We start from the raw sequence: 22,463 nt of genomic DNA, 5'->3' as shown, positions 1-22,463 counted from the left end.
TTTTTCCACAACATAGCGAGCCCTGCCCCGCTCACTTCATTCGCCAGTGCCCCGCCCCGCATTGCACCCTGAACTGCTTTCGGACCGCACATGACGCACAGCCAACTCAAAGAAGCGCGCCGCCTCGACGCGCTATACAAGCTCAATCTGCTCGATACGCCGCCCAGCGAAGCGTTCGACCGCATCACGCGCATGGCGGCCAGTCTGTTCAAGCTGCCGATTGCCGCCGTCTCGCTGACCGATGCCAACCGCCAATGGTTCAAATCGCGCGTCGGTGTTGAACATGACACCATCCCGCGCATGCGTGCGCCCTGCGGCCAGGTGGCCGACAGCAGCGAGGTGCTGGTGATTCCCGATCTGCTGCGGGACGATAGCTACCGCGACAGCCTGCTGGCAGAAAGCGGCATCCGCTACTATGCCGGCGCTCCGCTGACCACCATCGACGGCCACTGCCTGGGGGCGATGTGCGTGCTGGGCACCGAGCCGCGCGACACCACGCCGGAGGAGCTGACCGCGCTGTGCGATCTGGCCGGCATGGTGATGGCGCAGATCGAACTGCAACACGCGCTGGGCCGCGTCGATGCGGTCAGCGGCCTGCCCAACCGCCTGCAATTCATCGAGGACTTCCAGGATCTCCAGCTGGACGCGGCCGATGGCGAACAGCGCCTGGCGGTGCTGATCAACCTGGCCTCGCTGGACCAGCTGGCCCATGCCGCGCGCGCGATGAAATCCTCTTATCTCGACGACTTGGTGACCGACGGCGCGCGCTGGCTGCGCGCCGAAATCGCACCGGCTCAACGCATCTATCACGTGGCGACCGCGCAGTTCATGCTGCTGTCGCCGGCGGGCGAATCGCTGGAGAGCTGGCTGCCGCGCGTGGAGGCGAAGATGCAGGTGGCGCTGGCCTTCGCCAAGACGCGCTACGTGGCCACGCCATCGGCCGGCGTGGTGCCGTTCGACGTCGGCCACGACGAGGCGCTGTCGGTGCTGCGCAAGGCGCGCAGCGCCGCGCAGGATGCGTTCGACAGTCCTACCCACGTGGCGGTGTATTCGCAGGTGGAAGACGTGCTGTATCAGCGCCGCTTCAACCTGCTCAACGATTTCGGCGAAGCGCTGGACAGTCCCGGGCAACTGCGCCTGGTGTTCCAGCCGCGCGTGGATGTCGCCAACGGCCGCTGCATCGGCGCCGAAGCGCTGCTGCGCTGGTGCCATCCGCTGCTGGGCGCCGTCGGCCCGGGGGAGTTCATTCCCATCGTCGAACGCTCCGGCCTGGCGCAAAAAACCACGGCCTGGGTACTGGACGAGGCGCTGCGCCACCAGCGCGCCTGGCGCGACGCCGGCCTGCAGCTGCAGATGTCGGTCAATGTCTCGGCGGCGAATCTGACCGAGCCTGGCTTCGTCGCCGGCGTGGCGGCCGCGCTGGCGCGCCACGAACTGCCCGCCGATTGCCTGGAGCTGGAAATCACCGAAAGCGCCATCATGGCCCATCCGGTCAGGGCCCATGCGACGTTGGCGGAAATCGCCAGGCTGGGCGTGGGCCTGGCGATCGACGATTTCGGCACCGGCTACAGCAGCCTGTCCTACCTGCAGAAGATGCCGGCCGACGTGGTGAAGATCGATCAATCCTTCATCCGCAACCTGGAGAGCGACACGCGCCAGCAGGCGCTGGTGACGGCCATGATCACACTGTCGCAGGACCTGGGGCACCGCGTGGTGGCCGAAGGGGTGGAGACCGCGGCGGTGCTGGACTTCCTGCGCCGCGCCGGCTGCGAGGAAGCGCAGGGCTACCTGTTCGCAGCCCCGCTGGAGGCGGACGCCTTCTCCGCTTACTCCTGCCCGATCAGCACCAGCGCATTGCGCGTGCCGAAGTTGACCGTGCCGCCGCGCACCACCGCCACCTTGCCGCTGTAGTAGTCCTTCACCTTCTGGCCGTTGGCGAACACGCCGTGCAGGTTGATGACGGTCGGCTTGTCGGTCGGCAGATCGAGCGCCACCACCACCTTGTCGTGGATGTCGCCCTGATCATAGGTGCGTTTGAAGACGTAAGGTTTGGCTTGCAATTGCTGGTGCACGCCGGCGCCCACCGAAACATGGGCCTTGCGGAACTGGCCCAGTCTGGCCCAGTGCGCGCGCACGTCGGCAATCTTGTAGCCGTCGCGTTCCGCATTGTCGGCCAGCTCGTTCCAGTTCATGAAAGAGCGTAGTTTGGCGTCGCCGCTGGCTTGCGCGATATCGAGCTTGCGCGCGGTTTCGTCGCCGTAGTAGATCTGCGCCGCGCCTGGCGCCAGCAGCAGCTTGGTGGCGCTTTCGAACGGCTTTCTGCGCGACGCATCGAAGGGCGCGCCATCGTCGTGCGAGTCCAGATAGTTCAGCACCGATACGCCGTTCAGACGGCCGCCGTGCAGGGCGTTGGAATAGCTGCTGAACAGCGTCTCGTAATCCTTCTCCGCATCCTTGACCAGGCCGAAGTTGATCATGCTGTTGAAGCCGGCCAGATAGTAGTTGACGCTCTGGCCGCCGCCCAGGTCATGGTACAGACCATCGCCGATGCGGTAGTTGTAGACTTCCGCGGTCGAATAGAACTTGTCGTCGCCGAGCTTCTTGTCCGGATTGGCCTTCTTCCAGTCCTCGTAGGCCAGCGCGGCTTCCTTCAGCAGTTCTTTCCACACCTTGGACTCCACGTGCTTGACAGTGTCGGCACGGAAGCCGTCCACGCCGTACTTGCGGATCCAGTCGGTGTGCCACTTGATCAGGTAGTAGCGCGGCGCACGCGGATAGCCGGTGCGGGCGAAGAAGTCGTTGAGGCTCTTGACCTCTTCCTCGAAACGGCCTTCGCGCTGCCATTTGGCCGCCAGCCGCTCCGGCAGCTCGACCGGCGTATCGCTCTCGGTCAGGAAGTCCGGCAGGTTCTTCACCAGCGTGCATTCGACCGTGGTTTTGGCGTCCTTGTAGGTGCATTGCGGCGCAGTGCGCACCCAGTCCTTGGGCCATACCGGGTCATCTTCGGTCACCGGGCCGGTGTGGTTCATCACCACGTCCAGCAGCACGCGGATGCCGTGCGCATGCGCGGCGTCGACCAGGTTGCGGAAATCGTTGGCGGTGCCGAGGTTGGCGTCGACGGCGGTGAAGTCGGACGCCCAGTAACCGTGGAAGCCGTAGGATCGGCCGGTGCCCTCGTCGGTGCCGTCGTGGATCTGCTCCACCGGTGGCGTGATCCACAATGCGGTCACGCCCAGGCTGTCGAAATAGCCGTCGTTGATCTTGTTGATCACGCCGGCCAGATCGCCGCCCATGAAACCGCGCAGCGGCGCCGCGTCGGCCTTGCGGTCGTAGGCCAGATCGTTGCCGGTGAATGCATTGTTGAAGCGGTCCGTCAGCAGGAAATAGACTGTCGCGTTCTCCCACAGGAAGGGCCTGGGTTTGTTTGCCGCCGGCGCCGCGGCCGGCGCCGCGCTTGCGCCGGCGGCCGTGCCCAGCGCCATCGCCAGGGTCAATGCGAGGGAAGTCAATTTCATGCTGTCGTCCTTATCGTTATGTGGTCACGGTGGGGTGGGCGCGGCCGGTCCAGTCGGCGATGCCCGCGACCTGTTCGGCGATCAGTATCAATGCCGACAGGGCCTGCTGGGTGGGCAGGTGATGGTACTTGGGATCCGGCTCGTAGCGCTCGAGGTAGACGCGCAGCGTCGCGCCCTCGGTGCCGGTGCCGGACAAACGGAACACGATGCGCGAACCGTTGGTCATCACGATGCGGATGCCCTGCTGCTTCGACACCGAGCCGTCGACCGGATCGGTGTATTCGAAATCGTCGGCGAAATCGACCACGTAGTGGCCCAGATCCTGGCCGGCCAGCGTCGCCAGCTTGATACGCAGGGAGGCCATCAGCTCGTTGGCGGCCTTGGTGTCCACCGCTTCGTAGTCGTGACGCGAGTAGTAGTTGCGGCCGAAGCGCTGCCAGTGGGCGCTGACCAGCTCCTCCACCGATTTGCCCGTCGCGGCCAGCAGGTTAAGCCAGAACAGCACCGCCCACACCCCATCCTTCTCGCGGATGTGGTCCGAGCCGGTGCCGTAGCTCTCCTCGCCGCACAGCGTGGCCTTGCCGGCGTCCAGCAGGTTGCCGAAGAACTTCCAGCCGGTCGGGGTTTCGAAGCACGGGATGCCCAGCGCCTCGGCCACGCGGTCGGCCGCGCGCGAGGTCGGCATGGAACGGGCGATGCCCGCCAGCCCCTTGCGGTAGCCCGGCGCCACGGTCGCATTCGCGGCCAGCACCGCCAGGCTGTCGGAAGGCGTGACGGCGAACTTGCGGCCGACGATCATGTTGCGGTCGCCATCGCCATCCGAAGCCGCGCCGAAGTCGGGCGCGTTGTCGGCGTCCATCAGCGCGATCAGCTCGGCGGCGTTGACCGGATTCGGGTCGGGATGATGACCGCCGAAATCCTCCAGCGGCACAGCGTTGATCACGGTGCCGGCCGGCGCGCCCAGCTGGCCTTCGATGATGGCCTTGGCGTAAGGACCGGAGACGGCGTGCATGCCGTCGAAGCACATGCGGAAGCCGCCGGCGAACAGCTTGCGGATGGCGTCGAAATCGAACAGTTCCTGCATCAGTTCCGCGTAGTCGGCCACGGAGTCGATCACTTCGACTTCCATCGCTTCGATGCGCGCGGCGCCGATGCGATTCAGGTCGATATCGGCGGCGTCGCTGATGCGGTACTGCTTGATGTTGCCGGTGTGCTGGTAGATCGCCTCGGTGATGCTCTCCGGCGCCGGGCCGCCGTTGGCGATGTTGTACTTGATGCCGAAATCGCCGTCCGCGCCGCCGGGATTATGGCTGGCCGACAGCACGATCCCACCCAGCGCACCGCGCTTGCGGATCACGCAGCTGACCGCCGGCGTGGACAAAATGCCGCCCTGCCCCACCAGCACCTTGGCAAAGCCGTGCGCCGCCGCCATGCGCAGGATGGTCTGCACGGCCACGCGGTTGTGATAGCGGCCATCGCCGCCGAGCACCAGCGTCTTGCCGCCGCAGTCGCCCAGCGTATCGAATACGCTCTGCACGAAATTCTCGAGGTAATGCGGCTGCTGGAAGACCGTGACCTTCTTGCGCAGCCCGGAAGTGCCCGGGCGCTGGCCCGGGAAGGGGGTGGTGCCGACCGTCTGAATGCTCATGTTCGCTCCGAAAATTAAAGATATGCTGCGACGTTTTTACCTGTTCCGGCAAATCCGCGTCGCACAAATAACTTGTCTCGCGAACAATCTTACATCAGCGCCCCGCTTCGTCCCGCACGGTCAGCGTCAGAACGCCGGCCACGATCATGCACAAGCCGCCCAGCATCAGGGTTTTCACGGTATGGCCGTCGAACCAGTGCCTGGTCACGAAGCCCAGCAGCAGGCCGCTGACGATCTGCGGGATGACGATGAAGAAGTTGAACACGCCCATGTAGTAGCCCATACGGTTGGCCGGCAGCGCACCGGCCAGGATCGCGTACGGCATGGTCAGGATCGAGGCCCAGGCGATGCCGACGCCGATCATCGGAATGTACAGGGTTTGCAGATCGTGGATCAGGTAGACGCTGAACAGGCTGACGCCACCGATCACCAGGCAGACCAGGTGCACGAACTTGCGGCTGGTGGCGCGCGCGAACACCGGCAGCACGAAGGCCGCCAGCGCCGAGACGCCGCTGTACACGGCGAACATCACACCGGTGTGGTTGCCCGCTTCCTGGAACGCCGCCGATTGCGCGTCGGTGGTGCCGAAGACGTTTTCGCCGATGGCGTTGGTGGTGTAGATCCACATTGCGAACAGCGCGATCCAGGTGAAGAACTGGACCACGGCCAGCTGCATCATGGTCTTCGGCATTTTGCCGAAGCCGCTGAAGATCTCCGTCAGCGCATGGCCGAGGCCCTTGCTGCGCTGCTGCTGGGCGCGGAAGGCTTCCAGATCGTCGGGCGGCGCCTCCTTCGCCGTCAGCACGGTCCACAGCACGGCGACGAAATAGATCGCGCCGCCGGCGTAGAAGGAATAACGCACGGTGTCCGGGATCGCGCCGGCCACCGGTACGTTGTTCACGCCCAGGTGGGCGAAAATGGTCGGCAGCAGCGAGGCGATCACCGCGCCCCAGCCGATGAAAAAGGTCTGCATCGCGAAGCCGGCGGTCTGCTGCGACGGTCCGAGCTTGTCGCCGACGAAGGCGCGGAATGGTTCCATCGACACGTTGATCGCGCCATCCATCAGCCACAGCACGGCAACCGCCATCCACAGCGCGGCGGAATTCGGCATCAGGAACAGCGCCAGCGACGCCAGCAGCGCGCCGACGAAGAAGAACGGGCGGCGGCGGCCCCAGGTCGGGTGCCAGGTGTTGTCGCTCAGGTAGCCGATGATCGGCTGCACCAGCAGGCCGGTGACCGGCGCCGCCAGCCAGAACAGGGACAGATCGTCGGGATTGGCGCCCAGCGTGGAAAAGATACGGCTGGTGTTGGCATTTTGCAGCGCGAAACCGAACTGGATGCCGAAGAAGCCAAAGCTCATATTCCACAACTGCCAGAACGACAGGAGGGGCTTGTTGCTGGAAGAGTGCATGCTGCGCGTCCCGAGTTATAAATTTGTAGCAAAATAACACGCGCCCCTGGACGTGTCAATCGTGGATCTTCCTAGTAAAATGAAGGAAAAAGGCGCCAGAGAACGCCATGAATGTAGTCAAATGTAGCCAAACAACAGAATTTAAAACGATCACTGAGACTCTTACCCACATGACAAGCAATTCCCTCCTGAAACTGGCGGCCCTGCCCCTGGCGCTGCTGGCAGTTTACCCGGCGCAGGCGCGCAAGTTTGAAGCCGTCAGCGAGCGTGACGGCCAGCTCGAAGTCCGCACCAGCGACGGCAGTTACCTGATCAAGCCCTACTCGGCCGGCATCATCGAGACCACCTTTGTGCCGAAGGGAGAAAGCGCCGATCCGGCCTCGCACGCCGTGGTGCTGGCACCGGCCGCCGTCAAGACCACGCTGAAGCAAAAGGCCGGGGCGATCGAATATGCCACACCGGGTCTCAGCGTCACCATCACCAAGTCGCCGTTCAGGATCGCGTATGCCTACAAAGGCAAACCGCTGATCGCCGAAAAGCGCGGCTACGTCCATGTGCAAGACGATCCCGCCGCCGGCAGCAAGGACATCAACAAAGGCGAGGCGCGCGAACTGGAAGCCATCGAGTTCGCGCTCGACAAGGACGAAGCCTTGTACGGCGCCGGCTCGCGCGCGGTCGGCATGAACCGCCGCGGCCACCGCTTCACCCTGTACAACAAGGCCAACTACGGCTACGGCGACCGTTCGGAACTGATGGGTTACACCATGCCGATCGCGCTGTCGTCCAAAATGTACGCCATCCATTTCGACAATCCGCAGACCGGCTACCTCGACTTCGACAGCCGCAAGGACAACAGCCTGACCTACGAAGCGATCGGCGGCCGCAAGACCTACCAGGTGATCGCCGGCGACAGCTGGGAAGATGTGATCGGCAACTACACCGCCCTCACCGGCAGACAACCCTTGCCGCCGCGCTGGGCCTTCGGCAATTTCGCCATGCGCTTCGGCTACCACAACGAAAAGGAAGCGCGCGACACCGTCAACAAATTCATCGCCGACGACATCCCGCTGGACGCGGTGGTGTTCGATCTGTACTGGTTCGGCAAAGAAGTCAAAGGCACCATGGGCAACCTGGCTTGGGACAAGGACAGCTTCCCCAACCCGGAAGCCATGATCGCCGACTTCAAGGCCAAAGGCGTGCAGACGGTGGTGATTACCGAGCCGTTTGTGGTCGACACCTCCAAACGCTGGCAGGAAGCGGTGGATAAAAAAGTGCTGGGCACCGACGCCGACGGCAAACCGCTGGCCTACGACTTCTTCTTCGGCCACACCGGCCTGATCGACATCTTCAGCCCGCAGGGAAAACGCTGGTTCTGGGACATCTACAAAGGCTTGCGCCAGCAGGGCGTGACCGGCGTCTGGGGCGATCTGGGCGAGCCCGAAGTGCACCCGACCGCGCTGCATCACGCGACCGGCACGGCGGACCAGGTACACAACATCTACGGCCACCAATGGGCGCGGCTGGTGGCGGAAGGCTACCGGCAGGACTTTCCGGCCGAACGCCCCTTCATCCTGATGCGCGCGGGCTATTCGGGCACGCAGCGTTACGGCATCATCCCATGGTCGGGCGACGTCGACCGCGGCTGGGGCGGACTGCAGTCGCAGCCGGAGATCGCGCTGCAGATGGGCATGCAGGGCGTCGGCTACATGCACTCCGACCTGGGCGGCTTCGCCAACCCGGTGCTGGACAATGAACTGTACCGGCGCTGGCTGCAGTATGGCGTATTCCAGCCGATCTTCCGTCCGCACGCGCAGGAAGAAGTGCCGTCCGAGCCGGTCTACCGCGAAGACCAGACCAAGGCCATGGCGCGCGCGGCGATCCGCCTGCGCTACCGCCTGCTGCCCTACAACTACACCCTCGGTTTCGACAACAACCAGCGCGGCTTGCCGCTGATGCGTCCCATGCTGTACGAAGAACCGGGCAACGCCAAGGTACGCGCGATGTCATCCACCTACTTGTGGGGCAAGGACTTCCTGGTGACGCCGGTGCTGAAGCAAGGCCAGACCACGGCGGAGGTCTACTTCCCGGCGCGCAGCGCATGGTTCGACTTCTACACCGGCGAACGTCAGGCGGGCGGCGCGACGCGCAGCGTGGCGCTGTCGCCGGATCACGTGCCGGTGTACGTCCGCGCGGGCGCCTTCATCCCGATGGTCAACGTGGTCCGGACCACGCGCGACTACAGCACCAAAAACCTGGAACTGCACTACTGGCACGACGCCTCGGTCGAAGCCGGCGCCGGCAAACTGTACGACGACGATGGCCTGACGGCGGGCGCCTACGAACAGGGCAAATACGAACTGCTGCGCTTCACCAGCAAGCTGCGGGACAAGACCCTGGCACTGCGGGTGGCATCGGAAATCGGCAAACAGTACCAGCGCCCCGAACGTGGTATTGCGCTCACGGTGCACAACATCGGCGCCGCGCCGTCATCGGTGCGCATCGACGGCAAGGTCGCCGTCTTCGGCTGGGACGAAAAAACCGGCCAGCTCACCATCGACCTGCCAGCCAGCGAACAAGCCAGCCGCAGCATCGACATCGCGCTGTAAAAGTCGGCTCTGACCCCGATCTTCAGATGCGGTCGAGCAGTTGCTGTTCGGCGCGGTCGCTGAGCACCAGTACCAGCTTGAGGCGCGCGCGCGTCATGCCGACAAAGAGTTTGCGCAGCACCAGCGGGCTCATTGCTTCGAAGTCGATTTCGGTGAAGATCACGGCCGGGGCGCTTTGGCCCTTGAAGCGGTAGACCGATTCCGCCAGCAGTCCGCCGTCGCGGTACTGCGGGTTGCCGAACAGGTCGTACTCGCCGGTGAACGATTTCAGCGTGTGTACGTCGCTCAGTTGGTCCAGGTGCAGGATCACCGACTTTTCGCGCCCGCGGAACGAGGCGATGGCGATGTCCTGCCGCGCGAAGCCGGCGCCCAGGCACAGCGTCACCGCGCGCCGCGTCTGCGCCAGCATGGCTTCGTCGTCGCCCTGCGGGTACACCAGTTCCTCGATGTCGGCGCCCTTGAACGGGCTACCCGCTTCCACCGGCGTCTGCGTGGCGCCGATCGCGGCCAGCATGCTGACGATCTGGCGCGGACTGCGGTAGTTGGTGTCCGAATGCAGTGTGACCCAGCCCGGCAGCGCGACGCTTTCGCGGCCGTACAGGTTCTGGTTCGGGTCTTCCAGCCAGATCGCGCGCCCGTCAGGCTTCAGCATGCGCAGCAGGATGTCGCGCCAGACTTCGGAAAAGTCCTGGCCTTCATCGACGATCAGCACGTCGCATGTCCAGTCGTCCGGCAACGGTGCGCTGCTCATCTGCGCTTCGATCCTTTCCCACACGTCCGGCGCGCCGTAGTTGGGCGTCTGTCCGCGCTGGCGCGCGTAGACGTCGCTCAGCATGTGGAAGCTGGTGACCCGGCCGCCCGGCGGCACCAGGCGTCCGATGTGGTCGGCCAACGGCCGGTTGTAGCAGACGTACAGCGGACTCAGACCCGCTTCGATGGCGGCCGTGTACTCGGCCAGCGCCAGTTGCGTCTTGCCGCTGCCGGCGGTGCCGATCACGCGCAGGCGGAACGGCGAAAATTCCAGCCGCCGCGCCCATGTCGCCAGGCCGCCGGACAGCCGCGCCACCATCTGCGCCGCGTTGCCGATCATCGAGCTGGGGTCGGGACGCAAGCTCAGCATGTTGCCGAGGAAGCGCGTCACCTTGTTGAACTGCTCGTCCGGCTTGGTATCGGCAATCGGCAGGATGTCGCGGATGATCTCGGCCAGCCGGTATTTGCTGGTGGCGTCGATGATGTGGCGCGGGTCGATGCCGGCCAGGTGCGGGTCGCGCACGATGTAGTCGGGGCAGTACAGCAGGTAGTCGATCGACAGCTCGCCGCCGAAGCGTTCGGTCAGTCCGCGGATCGAGCGCAGGATGTGGTTGGCCACCTTGACCGGCTTGCCGGCGTAGTTGCGCACCAGGCCATCCGGAGTCTCGTTGAGAAAGCCGGACTTCTGCTCGATCAGCAGCACGCGGCCGTTGGGCGCGACAATCACGAAGTCGATTTCGTCGAACACGGAGAAGCCGTTTTCGACATTGGTCCAGTGGACGCCGTGGTAGATGTGGTAAGGCGCCTCGGCCAGTGTGGCGCTTAAGTAGGCCAGCGTTTCGATCTCGCGCGCCGCGGTGCCGGTGGCGGACATCTCCCGCCAGCCGGAAGGGTGAAGATAAGCCATGAGTCCAATCTTTAGAGTGGCAGCGCATCCGCCCCGCATGAAGCAAGACCGGCGCTGCGCGAACGATAAGTAAACGTGGTGGCCGCATCGGACGACGCCACCTCCAGCGTGCCGCCATGCGAGACAGCGATTTCCGAAGCGATGAACAGGCCCAGGCCCAATCCCTGGCCGCCCTGCTCCGTGGCCGACCGCCAGAACGGCTGGAACAGCTGCGATTGGATTTCCGCCGGGATCGCCGGGCCGCTGTTGCTCACCGCCAGCTCGAACATGCCGCCGCCCTGGGTGACGCGCACCCGCACCGGCGCGCTGGCACTGCCGTGCACAATGGCGTTCTTGAGCAGATTGGATAATAACTGCACCAGGCGTGGCGCGTCGCACAACAGCTCCAGGTCGTCCGGCATCTCCTCGATGATCTGCCGGCCCGGATGCACGCTGCGCAACTCGTCGATGGCCTGCTTCAGCAGCAGTTCCAGCTTGTCTTCGCGGCGCAGCGCCAGCGCGATGCCGCCGCCCATGCGTCCGCGCGTAAAATCCGTGACGTCGTCGACCAGCGCGGCGATGCGCTGCCCGCTTCTGTACATCAAGTCCAGCAGCGGTGTCAGCGACGCCGGCGCCTTCAGCCGCAGGATCTCGACGCCATTGGTCATGGTGCTGAGTGGCGTGCGGATATCGTGGCCGAGCATGGCGATGAACTGCTCGCGCAGCCTGGCGGTTTCCGCCTGGTCGCGCAGCGCCTCCTGGCCAGCCAGCTGACGGCTGATCAGTTCCGCGAACAGCGTCAGGGTGTTGCTGGTGGCGCTGCGCGTCAGTTCGGCCTTGTCCGGGTCGAGGCCGCACAATGTGCCGAAGTACTCTCCGCCCGGCCGGTACAACGGAATCGAGAAATAGCTCTGAAAGCCGTAGATGCGCGGCGTGTGGTGATCGCAGTATTGCGTGCTGTCGCGCACCGAATCGATGATGATGGCCGCGTTGTTGTCGCGGACTTCCTCGCACAGCGTGGAGCTCACGTCCAGCGCGTCGCCGACCTTGAGGCCGAAATTCAGCTTGTCCAGCACCGCGCAGGAGTGCCAGGTATCGGCTGTCACGCGGGCGATGCACACGAAGCGCAGGCCGGTCAGCTCGGACACCGCTTGCAGTATGGTCGGCACGGCGCTGATCTTTTCGATCGCGGCGATGTCCTCGTCCAGCGTCAGTTGCATTTCATCCTCGCGATCGGCAGTTTTTACCTAGTCTACCGCAAGTTGCGCCCTAACCGAACAGGAAGCGCCGCCACCGGCTGTCGCCCGCGTGATCGGCGTAAGCCAGCCGCGCCGGCAGCGACAGCTGCCAGTGCGTCCCCCCGTCCGCGCTGGAACGGCAATCCAGCGCCGCCTGGATCTTCGCCGCGCGTTCCTTCATGCCCTTCAGGCCCCAGTGCCGTTCGCGGCCACCCGCGGCCAGCACATCGGCCGGAATGCCGCAGCCGTTGTCGCGGATGGCGATGCGCAGTCCGGCGGCGCCGTACGCCACCTCCAGCGTCACCCGCGTGGCCCGGGCGTGGCGGAAGGCGTTGGCCAGCGCTTCCCGGCCGATCGCGCTGCATTCTTCGGCGACGATGGGATGCAGCAGGCGCGGTTTGCCTACCAGGGTCGGCACAAATTCGCAGCCATGGCCCTGCAGGCGCTGCGCGCCCAGCTGCACCAGGGTGTCGAACAATTCGCCGGGATCGTCCTCCAGACGCAGCGCCTGCACCCGGTCGCGGCCTTCCTGGATGGCGGCATCGGCATGCACCAGCGCGCGCTCTATGTCGTCCTTTTCCGCCTGCGACGACAGGCGCTGGGCGGCATTGTTCACCACCAGAACCATGCCCTGCACCGATTGCAGCAGCGTGTCGTGCAGGTCGCGCGCAATGCGCTCGCGCTCATCGAGCCGTTCTTCGAACTTCGCCCGTGCCTGCCGGGTGGCGTGCAGCAGGCGCAGACGGTGCGCCAGCCAAAGCATCAGCAGCAGCAGCGCCACGATCGCGGCCTTGAACCACCAGGTCTGCACCAGTTTGGGCGCGATGTCGAAATCCAGGGTGGCGCCGGCATCGTTCCAGACGCCGTCGTTGTTCGAGGCCTGCACCTGAAAGCGATACCGGCCCGGCCCCAGGCCGGTGTAAAACGCCGCGCGCTGGTTGGTCACCTGCTGCCATTCCGCGTCGACGCCGTCCAGCCGGTAACGGAATTGCATCCGGTCGGGCATGGTCAGACTCAGCGCCGTGTAATCGATGCGGATCCGGCTGGTGCCCTTGGGCAGCGTCAGGCCGGCGGTGGCGCCGTACTCCTGATCATTCGCGCTCAGGCCGCGTATCGCCACGGGCGGCGCAAGGCGGTTGTGCAGCGGGTGTTTCGGGTCGAACCAGAAGACGCCGACGGTGGTCGTCACCCAGATTCTGCCGCGCGCGAAGACGATGTTGCGCGAGCCGCCGAATTGCGGCGCCGCACCACGCAAGCCGTCTTCATGATTCAGCGTCGCATACTGCACACGGTAGCCGGCATCTTTCAACAGCTGCCGGTGCTCCTTGTACGGAATGCGGAACACGCCGGAACCGCTGTTCAGCCAAAGGTCGCCATCGTCCGACTGGGCGATGCCGGAGGTGGCCTGGAACGGCTCGCCGCCATGCCCGACGACCTTGTGGAAACGGCCGCCGGCCAGGAAAGCCAGGCCGTTGTTACCGCCGGCCCACAGGGTTTTGCCGTCCCAGAAAAACTGGCTGACCGCCCCCAGCGAAATGCCGTCCTTCTCGTCGAACTGGCGCAGCGTGCGGCCGGTCAGTGAAAAGATGAGATTCTTGCGGGTGCCCACCCATAGCACCCCGTCGGGTGCCGTGTACATGGTGGTGTAGCCGATTTTCGGCAACTGATCGATGCCGCCGTTGAGCGTCCATTTGCCGTCCTTCAGGCGATATGGAGAGGAATGAAACACCGCCCACAGCCCGCCATCGCTGTCCATGCCCAGCGCCGGTCCCGGCGCCACGCCGGCTTTTTTTGAGGCTTCATCATCAGGCGGTGGGATCACGGTGCGCGTGAAGCCTCGCCCGCTCCGTTCGATACGCACCAGATTATCGAACGTATGCATCCAGAGCCGGCCATCACGGTCGACAAATTCGGCGGTGGAGAAACTGGTCGGCGTCGGCGTGGCGCGATCGTAGACCACCGGAGGCACGTCGGGGCCGTCGATCACCTGAAGCTCACTCCATATCTCCCCATTCTTGCCCACGGCGAGCGGCAGCGCTTCCCCCTGTGTGCTCAAGGCCGGGTACTGGGTCAGCTTGTTCTCGCGGAAGCGATCGAGACCACCGTTGGTGCCGACCCAGATGTTGCCCTCGCGATCAGCCAGAATGGCGGTGCCGGTTTCGCCACTCAAGCCGCGCTGGAAACTGAGCTGCCGCGACGGGACGTCGCCGGCGCCGGCCATCTCCACGCCGTCGCCGCGCAAGTTCCACATGCGCCCGGCGCGATCAAAAGCCATCTGGCCCGACGGCCCAGGCGCCGGACGCCATTGCTGCGCAGCCCCTCCCCGTGCCGGCGCCAGCAGCAGATGCGCGCCGCCCGCCATATGGTCGTTGGCCCAGATGCCGCCGTCAGGCGCTTCTGCCAGTCCTCCCCAGCCCCACGTCCCCGGCACCGGCTTGAAGCTGTCCGCGCCGGCGGCGCGCAGCAGGATACTGTCCGGACTGCGCAGCCAGAAACCGCCGTTGCGGTCGATCTGCATGCGGATCACGGCCGGCGGCGCGCCCAGTGCCGCCGGCGCGGCATGGAAGCCGTCCTGCTTCAGCAGGAACAGGCCGCGCGCGGTGGCGGCCCACAATTGACCGCAAGGGTCGCGGACGAAATCCCAGGTGGTGCCGTTCAGGCCACCCTTCTGCGCCGGATAGTGGCGCACCACGTGCCCCTGGCGCAACAAGGTGGCGCCGCCGTACCGGTAGCCCGCCCACAGCGAGCCGTCCGGCAGCGCCCTCAGCGCGCTGATGTCGGTGTACAACAGCTGGTCGACGCCGGCCCCGAACAGCTCGAAGCGCACGCCGTCAAAGCGATACAGACCGGTGGAGGAAGCCACCCACAGCCAGCCGTCCGGCGTTTGCGCCAGCGAGGTCACGTACGATGGCGCGCCGTCCTTGGCGAGGTAGCTGGTGTGATGCCAGGGGATCTTTTCCGCTTCCGCGGATTGCGCCTGCGACGACAGCACGCCAACAAACATCAGGAAACAAACTATCAGTCGCGTTGCGAACGGCATAAGGCTTACGGTCAAAGTAAAACTTCAATCTTAGCCGAAAACTCACTGTATCATTGTCGGCCATCGGCCCACCCGGTTCGATGAGAAGACCAAGTCCACCAAGGGAGATGTCTGTGACACCAAAAATTATCAGCACGCTGCTGGCCACCGCCCTCGCAGCCTCCAGTGCCACCGCGCTGGCCGCCCCTGTCGCCAAACCCACCGTCGCCGAGGCCGAAAAATTCCTGGCCGACGCCGACGCCCGCCTGTACAAGCTGAATACCGACAGCGCCCGCGCCGGCTGGGTGGGCTCCAACTTCATCACCGACGACACGGAAGCCATCGCCTCCTTCTTCGCCGAGCGCTATCTGGACGCCACCGGCGAACTGGCGCTGAAGGCGCGCCGCTACAACGGCCTGAAACTGTCGGCCGACGACGCGCGCAAACTCAAGCTGCTGCAGCTGTCGCTGGTATTCGCCGATCCGAAGGAACGCGAACAGTACGCCACCCTGCAGGCGGCCATGAACGGCGCCTACGGCAAGGCCAAATACTGCAGCAAGAAGGCCGACGGTTCCGACCAGTGCCTGGCGCTGGGCGAGATGGAAAAAGTCCTGGCCAACTCGCGCGACGAGGCCAAGCTGAAAGAGATGTGGCTGGGCTGGCACGCACAGTCGCCGGCGTACAAGCAGAAGTACGCCGAATACGTCGAACTGTCCAACAAGGGCGCGAAGCAGATGGGCTTCGCCGACACCGGCGCCATGTGGCGCTCGCTGTACGACATGCCGCCGGACGCTTTCGCCGCCGAGATGGAACGCCTGTGGCAGCAAGTCAAGCCGCTGTACGAATCGCTGCACACCTACACCCGCTACAAGCTGCGCCAGACCTACGGTCCGGACGTGGTGCCGCTGACCGGCCCGATCCCGTCCCACCTGTTCGGCAATATGTGGGCGCAGAACTGGAACAACCTGTATCCGCTCCTGAAGCCGGCCAGCGGCGCCAGCGCCTTCGACCTGACCAAAGTGCTGGAACAACGCAAGACCGACGCCAAACAGATGACGCAATACGCCGAGCGTTTCTACACCTCGCTGGGCATGCGCCAGCTGCCGGCATCGTTCTGGGAACGCTCGCTGCTGACCAAGCCGCGCGACCGCGACGTGGTGTGTCACGCCTCCGCCTGGACCATCGACGAGAAGGAAGATGTGCGCATCAAGATGTGCATCACGCCGACCGCCGAGGACTTCACCGTGATCCACCATGAGCTGGGGCACATCTACTACGACCTGGCCTACAGCAAGCAGCCGGCCTTCCTGTTCCACAACGGCGCCAACGACGGCTTCCATGAAGCCATCGGCGACACCATCGCGCTGTCGATCACGCCCGACTACCTGAAGAAGGTCGGCCTGATGGAGCAGGAACCGGAGAAGGATGCCGACATCGGCCAGCTGCTGGAACGCGCGCTGAGCAAGGTCGCCATCCTGCCGTTCTCGTACACCGTGGATAAATGGCGCTGGGACGTCTACGCCGGCAAGACCAAGCCGGCCGATTACGACAAGGCCTGGTGGGCGCTGCGCGAGCAGTATATGGGCGTGAAGCGTCCGGGTCCGGTGGACAGCGGCGGCTTCGACGCCGGCGCGAAATACCATGTGGCGGCCGACGTGCCGTACGCGCGCTACTTCCTGGCCGACATGCTGCAATTCCAGTTCCACCGCGCGCTGTGCCGCGAAGCCGGCTACACCGGTCCGCTGCACCGCTGCTCGATCTACGGCAACGCCAAGGCCGGCGCCAAGCTGCAGCAGATGCTGGAGATGGGCACCAGCAAGCCGTGGCCGGAAGCCTTGAAAGCCATCTCCGGCGAAGACAAGATCGACGGCAACGCGCTGCTCGAATACTTCGCGCCGCTGAAGACGTGGCTGGACCAGCAGAACGCCGCGTTCGCCGCCGCCGAGAAGAAATAACCCCCGGGGACAGACCACGATTTTGCAATTTATTGCGAAATCGTGGTCTGTCCCCAATCAGGGTGCCAATCAGGGCAGCAGGCCCGCCGCCCGGTACGCGGCCAGGGTGCTGTCGAACACCCCCACATCATCGCAGCCGCGCGCCACCAGTTGGGCGCCTTCGATTGCCGAAAATACGGCAAACGCCCATCCTTGCACTGCCTCCGCCTCCATCTTCGGCTTGCCGAGGGACAGCACACGCGCCAGCCAGCCGACGATCTGCCCGGTGAAGCGCTCCACCTCGGCCCGCACTTCCGGCGCCAAACCGGGACGCTCGGCCGCCATGATGCCTGCCATGCACATGCGGTTCTCACGCAGCAGCGTATCGCGAAACACGTCCGCATACTTCGCCACGCAGTCGCGCCAGTCGACGCCCTGCTCCAGCAGGCCGTTCAGGTATTCCATGAATTCGTCCGTGTACTGGCGCGCCAGCGCCGCGCCCAGGTCACCCTTGGTCGGAAAATAGTAATGGATGCTGGAACTCTTCACGCCCACGGCTTCCGCCAGATCGCGGAAGCTCAAGGCGTTGTAGCCCTGCGCCTGCACCATCAGCCTGGCGGCCATCATCACTTCCTGCTTCTTATCGCTTGCCATCCCGGCTCCTCAAAATTTTTACTTGACGCGGCAAATCCTCCAGACATATTATCTATCTACCGATAGATAGATAAATCCGGAAACGTCTGACTATCGGCCATTTTAATCTATCTACCGAGAGGTAGAATTTTCCAAGGCTACATATGAAGATTTACGACACCCCAGGTTTTCCCAATCCCGCCCGCATCCGCATCGTCCTGGCCGAAAAGGGACTGGAGCAACGGTTCGAATTCGTTCCCGTCGACCTGATCGCGGCGGAGCACAAGCAAGCGGCGTTTTTGGCGAAGAACCCGAGCGGCGTGGTGCCGGTGCTGGAGCTGGACGATGGCACCCACATCGCCGAATGCGTCGCCATCACCGAATACCTCGACAATCTGGATGGCGCGCCGACCCTGACCGGCAGCACGCCGCGCGAAAAAGCCCTGGTCCACATGATGCAGAAGCGCGCCGACGACTGGATGATCGATGGCATCGGCATCTACTTCCACTATGCCACACCGGGCCTGGGCGCCACGCTGCAGGCGTACAAGAGTCCCGAATGGGCGGGCCGCAAGGAATGGGGCGAGCGGCAGCTGGAAAAATTCACCAACGGCATGCGCTACTTCGACGGCGTGCTGGCCAGGACGCCCTACATCGCCGGCGACAGCTTCTCGATGGCCGACATCACCGTCTACTGCGCGCTGTTGCACGCGGCCTTCATCAACATCGGCGTCACCGACGACTACCCGGCGCTGAAAGCCTGGCAGGCAAAAGTCGCCGAACGCCCGAGCGTGAAAAACCGCAGCGGGCAATAAAGCGCTTGGCACCTCTGTCCTGGCGCAATATGGCCTGACAAAACATGGCTGACACTGGGCGGATGCCAAGAACCGCCCAACCCGCCCACTACGATTCTCCTTGGAAAACGGCATTGACGCATGCTTTCCGGGCATTTATATCGCTGTTCTTCCCAGCACTTTACACTCAGGTCGATTGCCTCGCAAAATCCATTTGCCTTGCTCACGTTGGCCCACCTGCGCACACAGCGGGCCAGGCATGCTGCTGATCGGCTCTACGCTGCGAAGCGGCAACTGACCGAATTACTGTATCAACGCGGCGGGCATAAAGAGCGCACAATCGTTATGTTCAAAGTGATCAACTGGATGATGGCCCTGCCTGAGCCCCATCAGCGGCGTTACTGGCGGGACGTCCTCAAGCTGGAGAAGGAGCGCAATATGGAATGGATCAGCCCGCCGGAACAATCGTTTATCGATGAGGGATGGCAGAAAGGCCTGAAGAAGGGTTTGAAAGAGGGTTGGGAGCAAGGATTGGAACAGGGCTTGGAACAGGGCTTGAAGCGCGGCTTGCAGTAAGGCCGGAGGGAAGGCGCGTTAACGCTGCTGGAACGGCAGCTCACACGTCGTTTCGGGCCGCTGTCGAAAACCGCCCACGACAAACTGGCCAAAGCCAGACTGGCACAGCTCGAACGCTGGAGCGATGCCCTGCCCGAAGCGCAATCGCTGACGCAGATGTTCAAATAAAAAAGGCGTCCCGCGGGACGCCTTTCCTTTCAAGCCTTAACGCTTAGAACTTGTAGTTCACGCCCGCCAGCACGGTGCGACCGTACTTCTGGTATTCCAGCTGCTGCGAACGGTCGCCGTTGTAAGTTTCGTAGGCGGCGTTGCGCAGGTTGTTCACCTGCACCAGGAAGCCCAGACCCTTCATCGGACCATTCTCGAAGGTGTAACCCAGCTGCAGGTCGATGATGTTTTCGCCGACGACATAACGCAGTGCGCGGTCGTTGGAGAAGTTGCCGATCTCGCCCACGAAGTTCGAACGACGACGCTGGCTCACGCGCGCCTCGAAACCAGCCTTCTCATAGTAAGCGGTGAAGTTGCTCACGCGCTTGGACAGGCCAGGCAGCGGGATGTTCTGTCCAATGCTGCCGCTCGGATCTTCGATGGTGATCTTGCTGTCGGTGTAAGTGGTGCTGCCGCTCACGCCGAAACCATCCAGTACCTTGCTGACCATGTTCAGCGGCAGCGATGCCGACAATTCCACACCCTTCAGGTTGCCGCCGTTGCCGTTGTATGGCGCGGTGTAGTTACCGATGGTGGTGTGCAGCGGGAAACTGGCGGCGCTGCCGACCGAACCCGGCGGGACGTAAGCGCTGAAGTCATACGACTGCGTCTGGGTGAAGATGTAGGTATCCAGCTTTTTGTAGAAACCTGCAATCGCAAAGTATGCCTTCTTGTCGAAGTATTTCTCGTACGAGATGTCGAAGGCCTTGGCGCGCCATGGGTCCAGACGGGCGTTGCCGCCGCTGCCGCCCGGCTCGCGCTTGGTGGTGTCGATGCCGAAGTCCAGCGCCGAACGCAACTGGTCCACACGCGGACGCGCCAACTGCTTGGCCAGCGCCACACGCACGGTCTGCTGGTTGTCGAAGCCGAACGCCAGGTTCATGCTTGGCAACACGTCGGTGTACTTCTTGCCGTCGTTGACCGGCTTGATGGCGCCGGTGGTGTTGTCGTACCAGCGCGATGCCGACGACTGGTCGGTGCGCTGCACCTGCACGCCGACGTTACCGCGCAGGCTGACGTCGCTGCCCAGCTCCGCTTCGATGTTGGCCTTGGCAAACGCGGTAGCGATCTTCTCGCTGACTTCCCAGGTCTTGGCAATCAGGTAGCCCTGGGTATCGGTCGGCTCGAACACCATGTACTTGTTCACCACCGCTGGCACGTTCCAGGTTGGAATGTAGCCGGCGCCGGCGAAGCCCAGATTGGCCGACTGGTAGAACAGGTCGGACGAAATCAGGGTCGGCGCACCTTTCAGGTTGATGTTGCCTTCAGGCTGGTGCTTGTTCTTGCTGCGGTCGCTGTAGTTGGCGCCGATATCGAAGCTCGAGAACGCCTTTTCCAGCATGCCCGAGGACGGGATGTTGGCGGTGATCTTCGCGCCCTTCAGCTCATCTTCCACGCTCGGCGTCTTGCCGTAACCGGAACCGTAGATGGTGTTGGTCACGTACAGGGCGTCGCGGTTGTTGTAGTCCAGGCCCGGGGTCAGCTGCGAGAAGCCGCCATTGCCATAGCCCAGCTTGACGTAATCCAGGAAGGGCGCGCCGGCGGCGTTGCTCATCTGCAGATTGTTTTCCAGGCTCAGCTCGGAGCGCTTGGCTTTCGAGTAGTTCAGGTCGGTGAACAGCGACCAGCCGTCCAGCTTGATCTCGTTGCTCCAGCCGGCAGCGCGGATATCATCCTTGCGCTTGTTGTACATGCCGCGCACCAGCGGGTAGATATTGTTGGCGGTGCCGCCGGCGATGGTGCCGCCGACCACCGTCACCGGATTGTAGATCGGATCAGGCTTGTTGCCGCCGTTCCAGCCGCTCAGGTTGATTTCGATCTGGTTCGCGGTTTCCTCATCCTTGAAGCGCGAAGCGTACACGTCGAAGGTGCTGGTCCACTGCTTGTTCGGACGGTATTGCAGCACGCCCATCAGACCATCGCGCTCGTTGCGGCCGCTCTTGGCCACGGCCTTGATGCCGTCCGAAGCGAAGGTGCCGCTCGGCAGGCCGGCGCGGTCGTCGCGCTTCCATGGCTCGTACAGGCCGGTTTCATTGTCCAGCACCGGGGTTTCCAGGTGGGCGTAGCCCAGCGCGATACCGATGGTGCGATTGGCGAACTGGTCGATATAGCTGGCGCTGAAGCGGTTGCCGGTGTCCTTGGCATTGCCGATCTTGCCCAGCGAATTCTTTTCACCGCGCGCGTTCAGCGCCACGGTGCGGCCGCTGAAGGCCAGCGGACGCACGGTCTGCAGGTCGATGGTGCCCGACAGGCCCTGGCCCACCAGGCCGGCGTCCGGGGTTTTGTACACGGTCACGGCGCCGATCAGTTCCGATGGATACTGGTCGAATTCGACGCTGCGGTTGTCGCCGGTCGAGACTTGCTCGCGGCCGTTCAGCAGGGTGGTGGAAAAGTCCGGCGACAGGCCGCGGATCGAAATCACTTGCGCGCGGCCGGCCACGCGCTGGGCGGCCAGACCTGGCAGACGGGCGATCGATTCGGCGATCGACACGTCCGGCAGCTTGCCGATATCCTCCGCCGAAATCGCTTCGACGATGGAGGTGGCGTCTTTTTTCACCGAGATCGCATCCTCGATGCCGCGGCGGATACCGGCCACGGTCACGGACATGACTTTCGGCTCATCAGCGGCGGCTGGCGCGTCGGCGCTGGTTTGCGCGAACGCAGGCACGGCGGCGGCGGCGACCAACAGGGCGCAACCGGCGGCAACCGGCTTTAACGGGAACGCAGTGTGGCTGCGCTTGCTGGCGAAGATATTCATTAATGTCCCCTCTCATGACACAAATATAAGTCCCGCTATCAGCACAACCTCATCTGGGCGCCGCGGGATCCAAGGATTACAACGTTCTAAAGACGTTCTAGAAAGAATTTTGTACTAAAACTAGATTGTGTGTCAATCAAACTTCCCCGCCACTACGTATAACTACATGCCGAGAGCGCGCCTCTCTCTACGATAAGTGCGTTCTCGTTGTATTTCGGCTACATCAAGGTGATGGAGGAAGTGTAGTAGAACTACAGTTTTGCCGTAAAAACCGCTAATTTATGTAGCGGTCCGGCATCCATCCGGCGTCCGCGGGGCCGCACAGAGCAAGGACTTTCTGGTATGAAACTGATTTTGAAGGAAAATGACAATGCCGCTGTATTTCAACTAAATTTCAAGCCGCCAGCCGGGTTTGATGCAACGGGCATTTCAGAGTATTCTCTCGCAAAATCAAAGCTCTACGCCGACCATCAAGAAAAATAAAACGG

The 22,463-nt window shown here is 63.6% G+C and carries 14 protein-coding genes and 1 pseudogene; 7 read left to right on the top strand and 8 right to left on the bottom strand.

What is annotated here, in order from left to right; translation table 11 throughout:
• Positions 1-90 precede the first annotated feature (90 nt).
• Positions 91-1,911, top strand: a complete 1,821-nt coding sequence (locus E4L98_RS24005) for a sensor domain-containing phosphodiesterase (protein ID WP_135204054.1) — start codon at positions 91-93, stop codon at positions 1,909-1,911.
• On the opposite strand, the gene E4L98_RS24000 is transcribed toward E4L98_RS24005, so the two are convergent.
• The 3 genes from E4L98_RS24000 to E4L98_RS23990 form a co-directional block, all read right to left on the bottom strand.
• Positions 1,827-3,515 carry an alpha-amylase family glycosyl hydrolase gene (locus tag E4L98_RS24000; RefSeq protein ID WP_135204053.1) on the bottom strand — a complete coding sequence of 563 codons (1,689 nt, stop codon included), beginning with the start codon at positions 3,513-3,515 and terminating at the stop codon, positions 1,827-1,829. The genes E4L98_RS24005 and E4L98_RS24000 overlap by 85 nt on opposite strands.
• A gap of 16 nt (positions 3,516-3,531) precedes the next feature.
• A complete protein-coding gene (locus tag E4L98_RS23995; RefSeq protein ID WP_135204052.1) occupies positions 3,532-5,163 on the bottom strand; it encodes an alpha-D-glucose phosphate-specific phosphoglucomutase in 1,632 nt (543 codons plus the stop codon).
• 94 nt (positions 5,164-5,257) lie between these two features.
• Positions 5,258-6,574 (bottom strand): MFS transporter, encoded by a 1,317-nt coding sequence (locus E4L98_RS23990; protein WP_135204051.1) that lies wholly within the window; start codon positions 6,572-6,574, stop codon positions 5,258-5,260.
• Between the two features lie 170 nt (positions 6,575-6,744).
• Here E4L98_RS23990 and E4L98_RS23985 point away from each other — a divergent pair, with 170 nt between their 5' ends.
• Positions 6,745-9,180 carry a TIM-barrel domain-containing protein gene (locus E4L98_RS23985; RefSeq protein WP_135204050.1) on the top strand — a complete coding sequence of 812 codons (2,436 nt, stop codon included), beginning with the start codon at positions 6,745-6,747 and terminating at the stop codon, positions 9,178-9,180.
• Positions 9,181-9,202: 22 nt separating this feature from the next.
• Here the strand turns inward: E4L98_RS23985 and E4L98_RS23980 are convergent, their stop codons facing one another.
• Genes E4L98_RS23980 through E4L98_RS23970 form a run of 3 tightly spaced genes read right to left on the bottom strand, consistent with a single transcriptional unit; the run spans position 9,203 to position 15,058 of the window.
• A complete protein-coding gene (locus E4L98_RS23980) occupies positions 9,203-10,837 on the bottom strand; it encodes an ATP-binding domain-containing protein (RefSeq protein ID WP_135204049.1) in 1,635 nt (544 codons plus the stop codon).
• A gap of 11 nt (positions 10,838-10,848) precedes the next feature.
• The gene (locus E4L98_RS23975; protein ID WP_135204048.1) at positions 10,849-12,036 is read right to left on the bottom strand and encodes a sensor histidine kinase; all 1,188 of its coding nucleotides are present in this window, start codon (positions 12,034-12,036) and stop codon (positions 10,849-10,851) included.
• Positions 12,037-12,085: 49 nt separating this feature from the next.
• Positions 12,086-15,058 carry a sensor histidine kinase gene (locus E4L98_RS23970; RefSeq protein WP_167761431.1) on the bottom strand — a complete coding sequence of 991 codons (2,973 nt, stop codon included), beginning with the start codon at positions 15,056-15,058 and terminating at the stop codon, positions 12,086-12,088.
• 143 nt (positions 15,059-15,201) lie between these two features.
• On the opposite strand from E4L98_RS23970, the gene E4L98_RS23965 reads away from it, so the two are divergent.
• A complete protein-coding gene (locus E4L98_RS23965) occupies positions 15,202-17,028 on the top strand; it encodes a M2 family metallopeptidase (protein WP_135204046.1) in 1,827 nt (608 codons plus the stop codon).
• A 69-nt stretch (positions 17,029-17,097) separates the two neighbouring features.
• On the opposite strand, the gene E4L98_RS23960 is transcribed toward E4L98_RS23965, so the two are convergent.
• The gene (locus E4L98_RS23960) at positions 17,098-17,661 is read right to left on the bottom strand and encodes a TetR/AcrR family transcriptional regulator (protein WP_135204045.1); all 564 of its coding nucleotides are present in this window, start codon (positions 17,659-17,661) and stop codon (positions 17,098-17,100) included.
• A gap of 143 nt (positions 17,662-17,804) precedes the next feature.
• Here E4L98_RS23960 and E4L98_RS23955 point away from each other — a divergent pair, with 143 nt between their 5' ends.
• The 3 genes and pseudogenes from E4L98_RS23955 to E4L98_RS31340 all read left to right on the top strand — a co-directional run.
• Positions 17,805-18,455, top strand: a complete 651-nt coding sequence (locus E4L98_RS23955; protein WP_135204044.1) for a glutathione S-transferase family protein — start codon at positions 17,805-17,807, stop codon at positions 18,453-18,455.
• A 120-nt stretch (positions 18,456-18,575) separates the two neighbouring features.
• Complete coding sequence (locus tag E4L98_RS23950) at positions 18,576-19,010, top strand: hypothetical protein (protein WP_135204043.1); 435 nt, start codon at positions 18,576-18,578, stop codon at positions 19,008-19,010.
• Positions 19,011-19,022: 12 nt separating this feature from the next.
• Positions 19,023-19,178, top strand: a pseudogene (locus E4L98_RS31340) (DUF4351 domain-containing protein); the annotation flags it as partial.
• A 43-nt stretch (positions 19,179-19,221) separates the two neighbouring features.
• Here the strand turns inward: E4L98_RS31340 and E4L98_RS23940 are convergent.
• Entirely contained in the window at positions 19,222-21,975 is a 2,754-nt protein-coding gene (locus tag E4L98_RS23940; protein WP_135204042.1) for a TonB-dependent receptor, read from the bottom strand.
• Between the two features lie 342 nt (positions 21,976-22,317).
• Here E4L98_RS23940 and E4L98_RS30165 point away from each other — a divergent pair, with 342 nt between their 5' ends.
• The gene (locus E4L98_RS30165) at positions 22,318-22,458 is read left to right on the top strand and encodes a hypothetical protein (protein WP_167761430.1); all 141 of its coding nucleotides are present in this window, start codon (positions 22,318-22,320) and stop codon (positions 22,456-22,458) included.
• Positions 22,459-22,463 lie beyond the last annotated feature (5 nt).

It is taken from the genome of Duganella callida, assembly GCF_004614165.1.
GTDB classification, from domain to species: domain Bacteria; phylum Pseudomonadota; class Gammaproteobacteria; order Burkholderiales; family Burkholderiaceae_D; genus Rugamonas; species Rugamonas callida.
The sequence above is the reverse complement of the archived record's forward strand: the minus strand, read 5'-3'. Positions and strand labels throughout refer to the sequence as shown.

What these genes read in the sequence shown, in the direction of transcription:
- E4L98_RS24005 (WP_135204054.1), top strand. Translation starts at nt 91, where the DNA reads ATGACGCACAGCCAACTCAAAGAAGCGCGCCGCCTCGACGCGCTATAC.
- E4L98_RS24000 (WP_135204053.1), bottom strand. Translation starts at nt 3,515, where the DNA reads ATGAAATTGACTTCCCTCGCATTGACCCTGGCGATGGCGCTGGGCACG.
- E4L98_RS23995 (WP_135204052.1), bottom strand. Translation starts at nt 5,163, where the DNA reads ATGAGCATTCAGACGGTCGGCACCACCCCCTTCCCGGGCCAGCGCCCG.
- E4L98_RS23990 (WP_135204051.1), bottom strand. Translation starts at nt 6,574, where the DNA reads ATGCACTCTTCCAGCAACAAGCCCCTCCTGTCGTTCTGGCAGTTGTGG.
- E4L98_RS23985 (WP_135204050.1), top strand. Translation starts at nt 6,745, where the DNA reads ATGACAAGCAATTCCCTCCTGAAACTGGCGGCCCTGCCCCTGGCGCTG.
- E4L98_RS23980 (WP_135204049.1), bottom strand. Translation starts at nt 10,837, where the DNA reads ATGGCTTATCTTCACCCTTCCGGCTGGCGGGAGATGTCCGCCACCGGC.
- E4L98_RS23975 (WP_135204048.1), bottom strand. Translation starts at nt 12,036, where the DNA reads ATGCAACTGACGCTGGACGAGGACATCGCCGCGATCGAAAAGATCAGC.
- E4L98_RS23970 (WP_167761431.1), bottom strand. Translation starts at nt 15,058, where the DNA reads ATGTTTGTTGGCGTGCTGTCGTCGCAGGCGCAATCCGCGGAAGCGGAA.
- E4L98_RS23965 (WP_135204046.1), top strand. Translation starts at nt 15,202, where the DNA reads ATGTCTGTGACACCAAAAATTATCAGCACGCTGCTGGCCACCGCCCTC.
- E4L98_RS23960 (WP_135204045.1), bottom strand. Translation starts at nt 17,661, where the DNA reads ATGGCAAGCGATAAGAAGCAGGAAGTGATGATGGCCGCCAGGCTGATG.
- E4L98_RS23955 (WP_135204044.1), top strand. Translation starts at nt 17,805, where the DNA reads ATGAAGATTTACGACACCCCAGGTTTTCCCAATCCCGCCCGCATCCGC.
- E4L98_RS23950 (WP_135204043.1), top strand. Translation starts at nt 18,576, where the DNA reads ATGCTTTCCGGGCATTTATATCGCTGTTCTTCCCAGCACTTTACACTC.
- E4L98_RS23940 (WP_135204042.1), bottom strand. Translation starts at nt 21,975, where the DNA reads ATGAATATCTTCGCCAGCAAGCGCAGCCACACTGCGTTCCCGTTAAAG.
- E4L98_RS30165 (WP_167761430.1), top strand. Translation starts at nt 22,318, where the DNA reads ATGAAACTGATTTTGAAGGAAAATGACAATGCCGCTGTATTTCAACTA.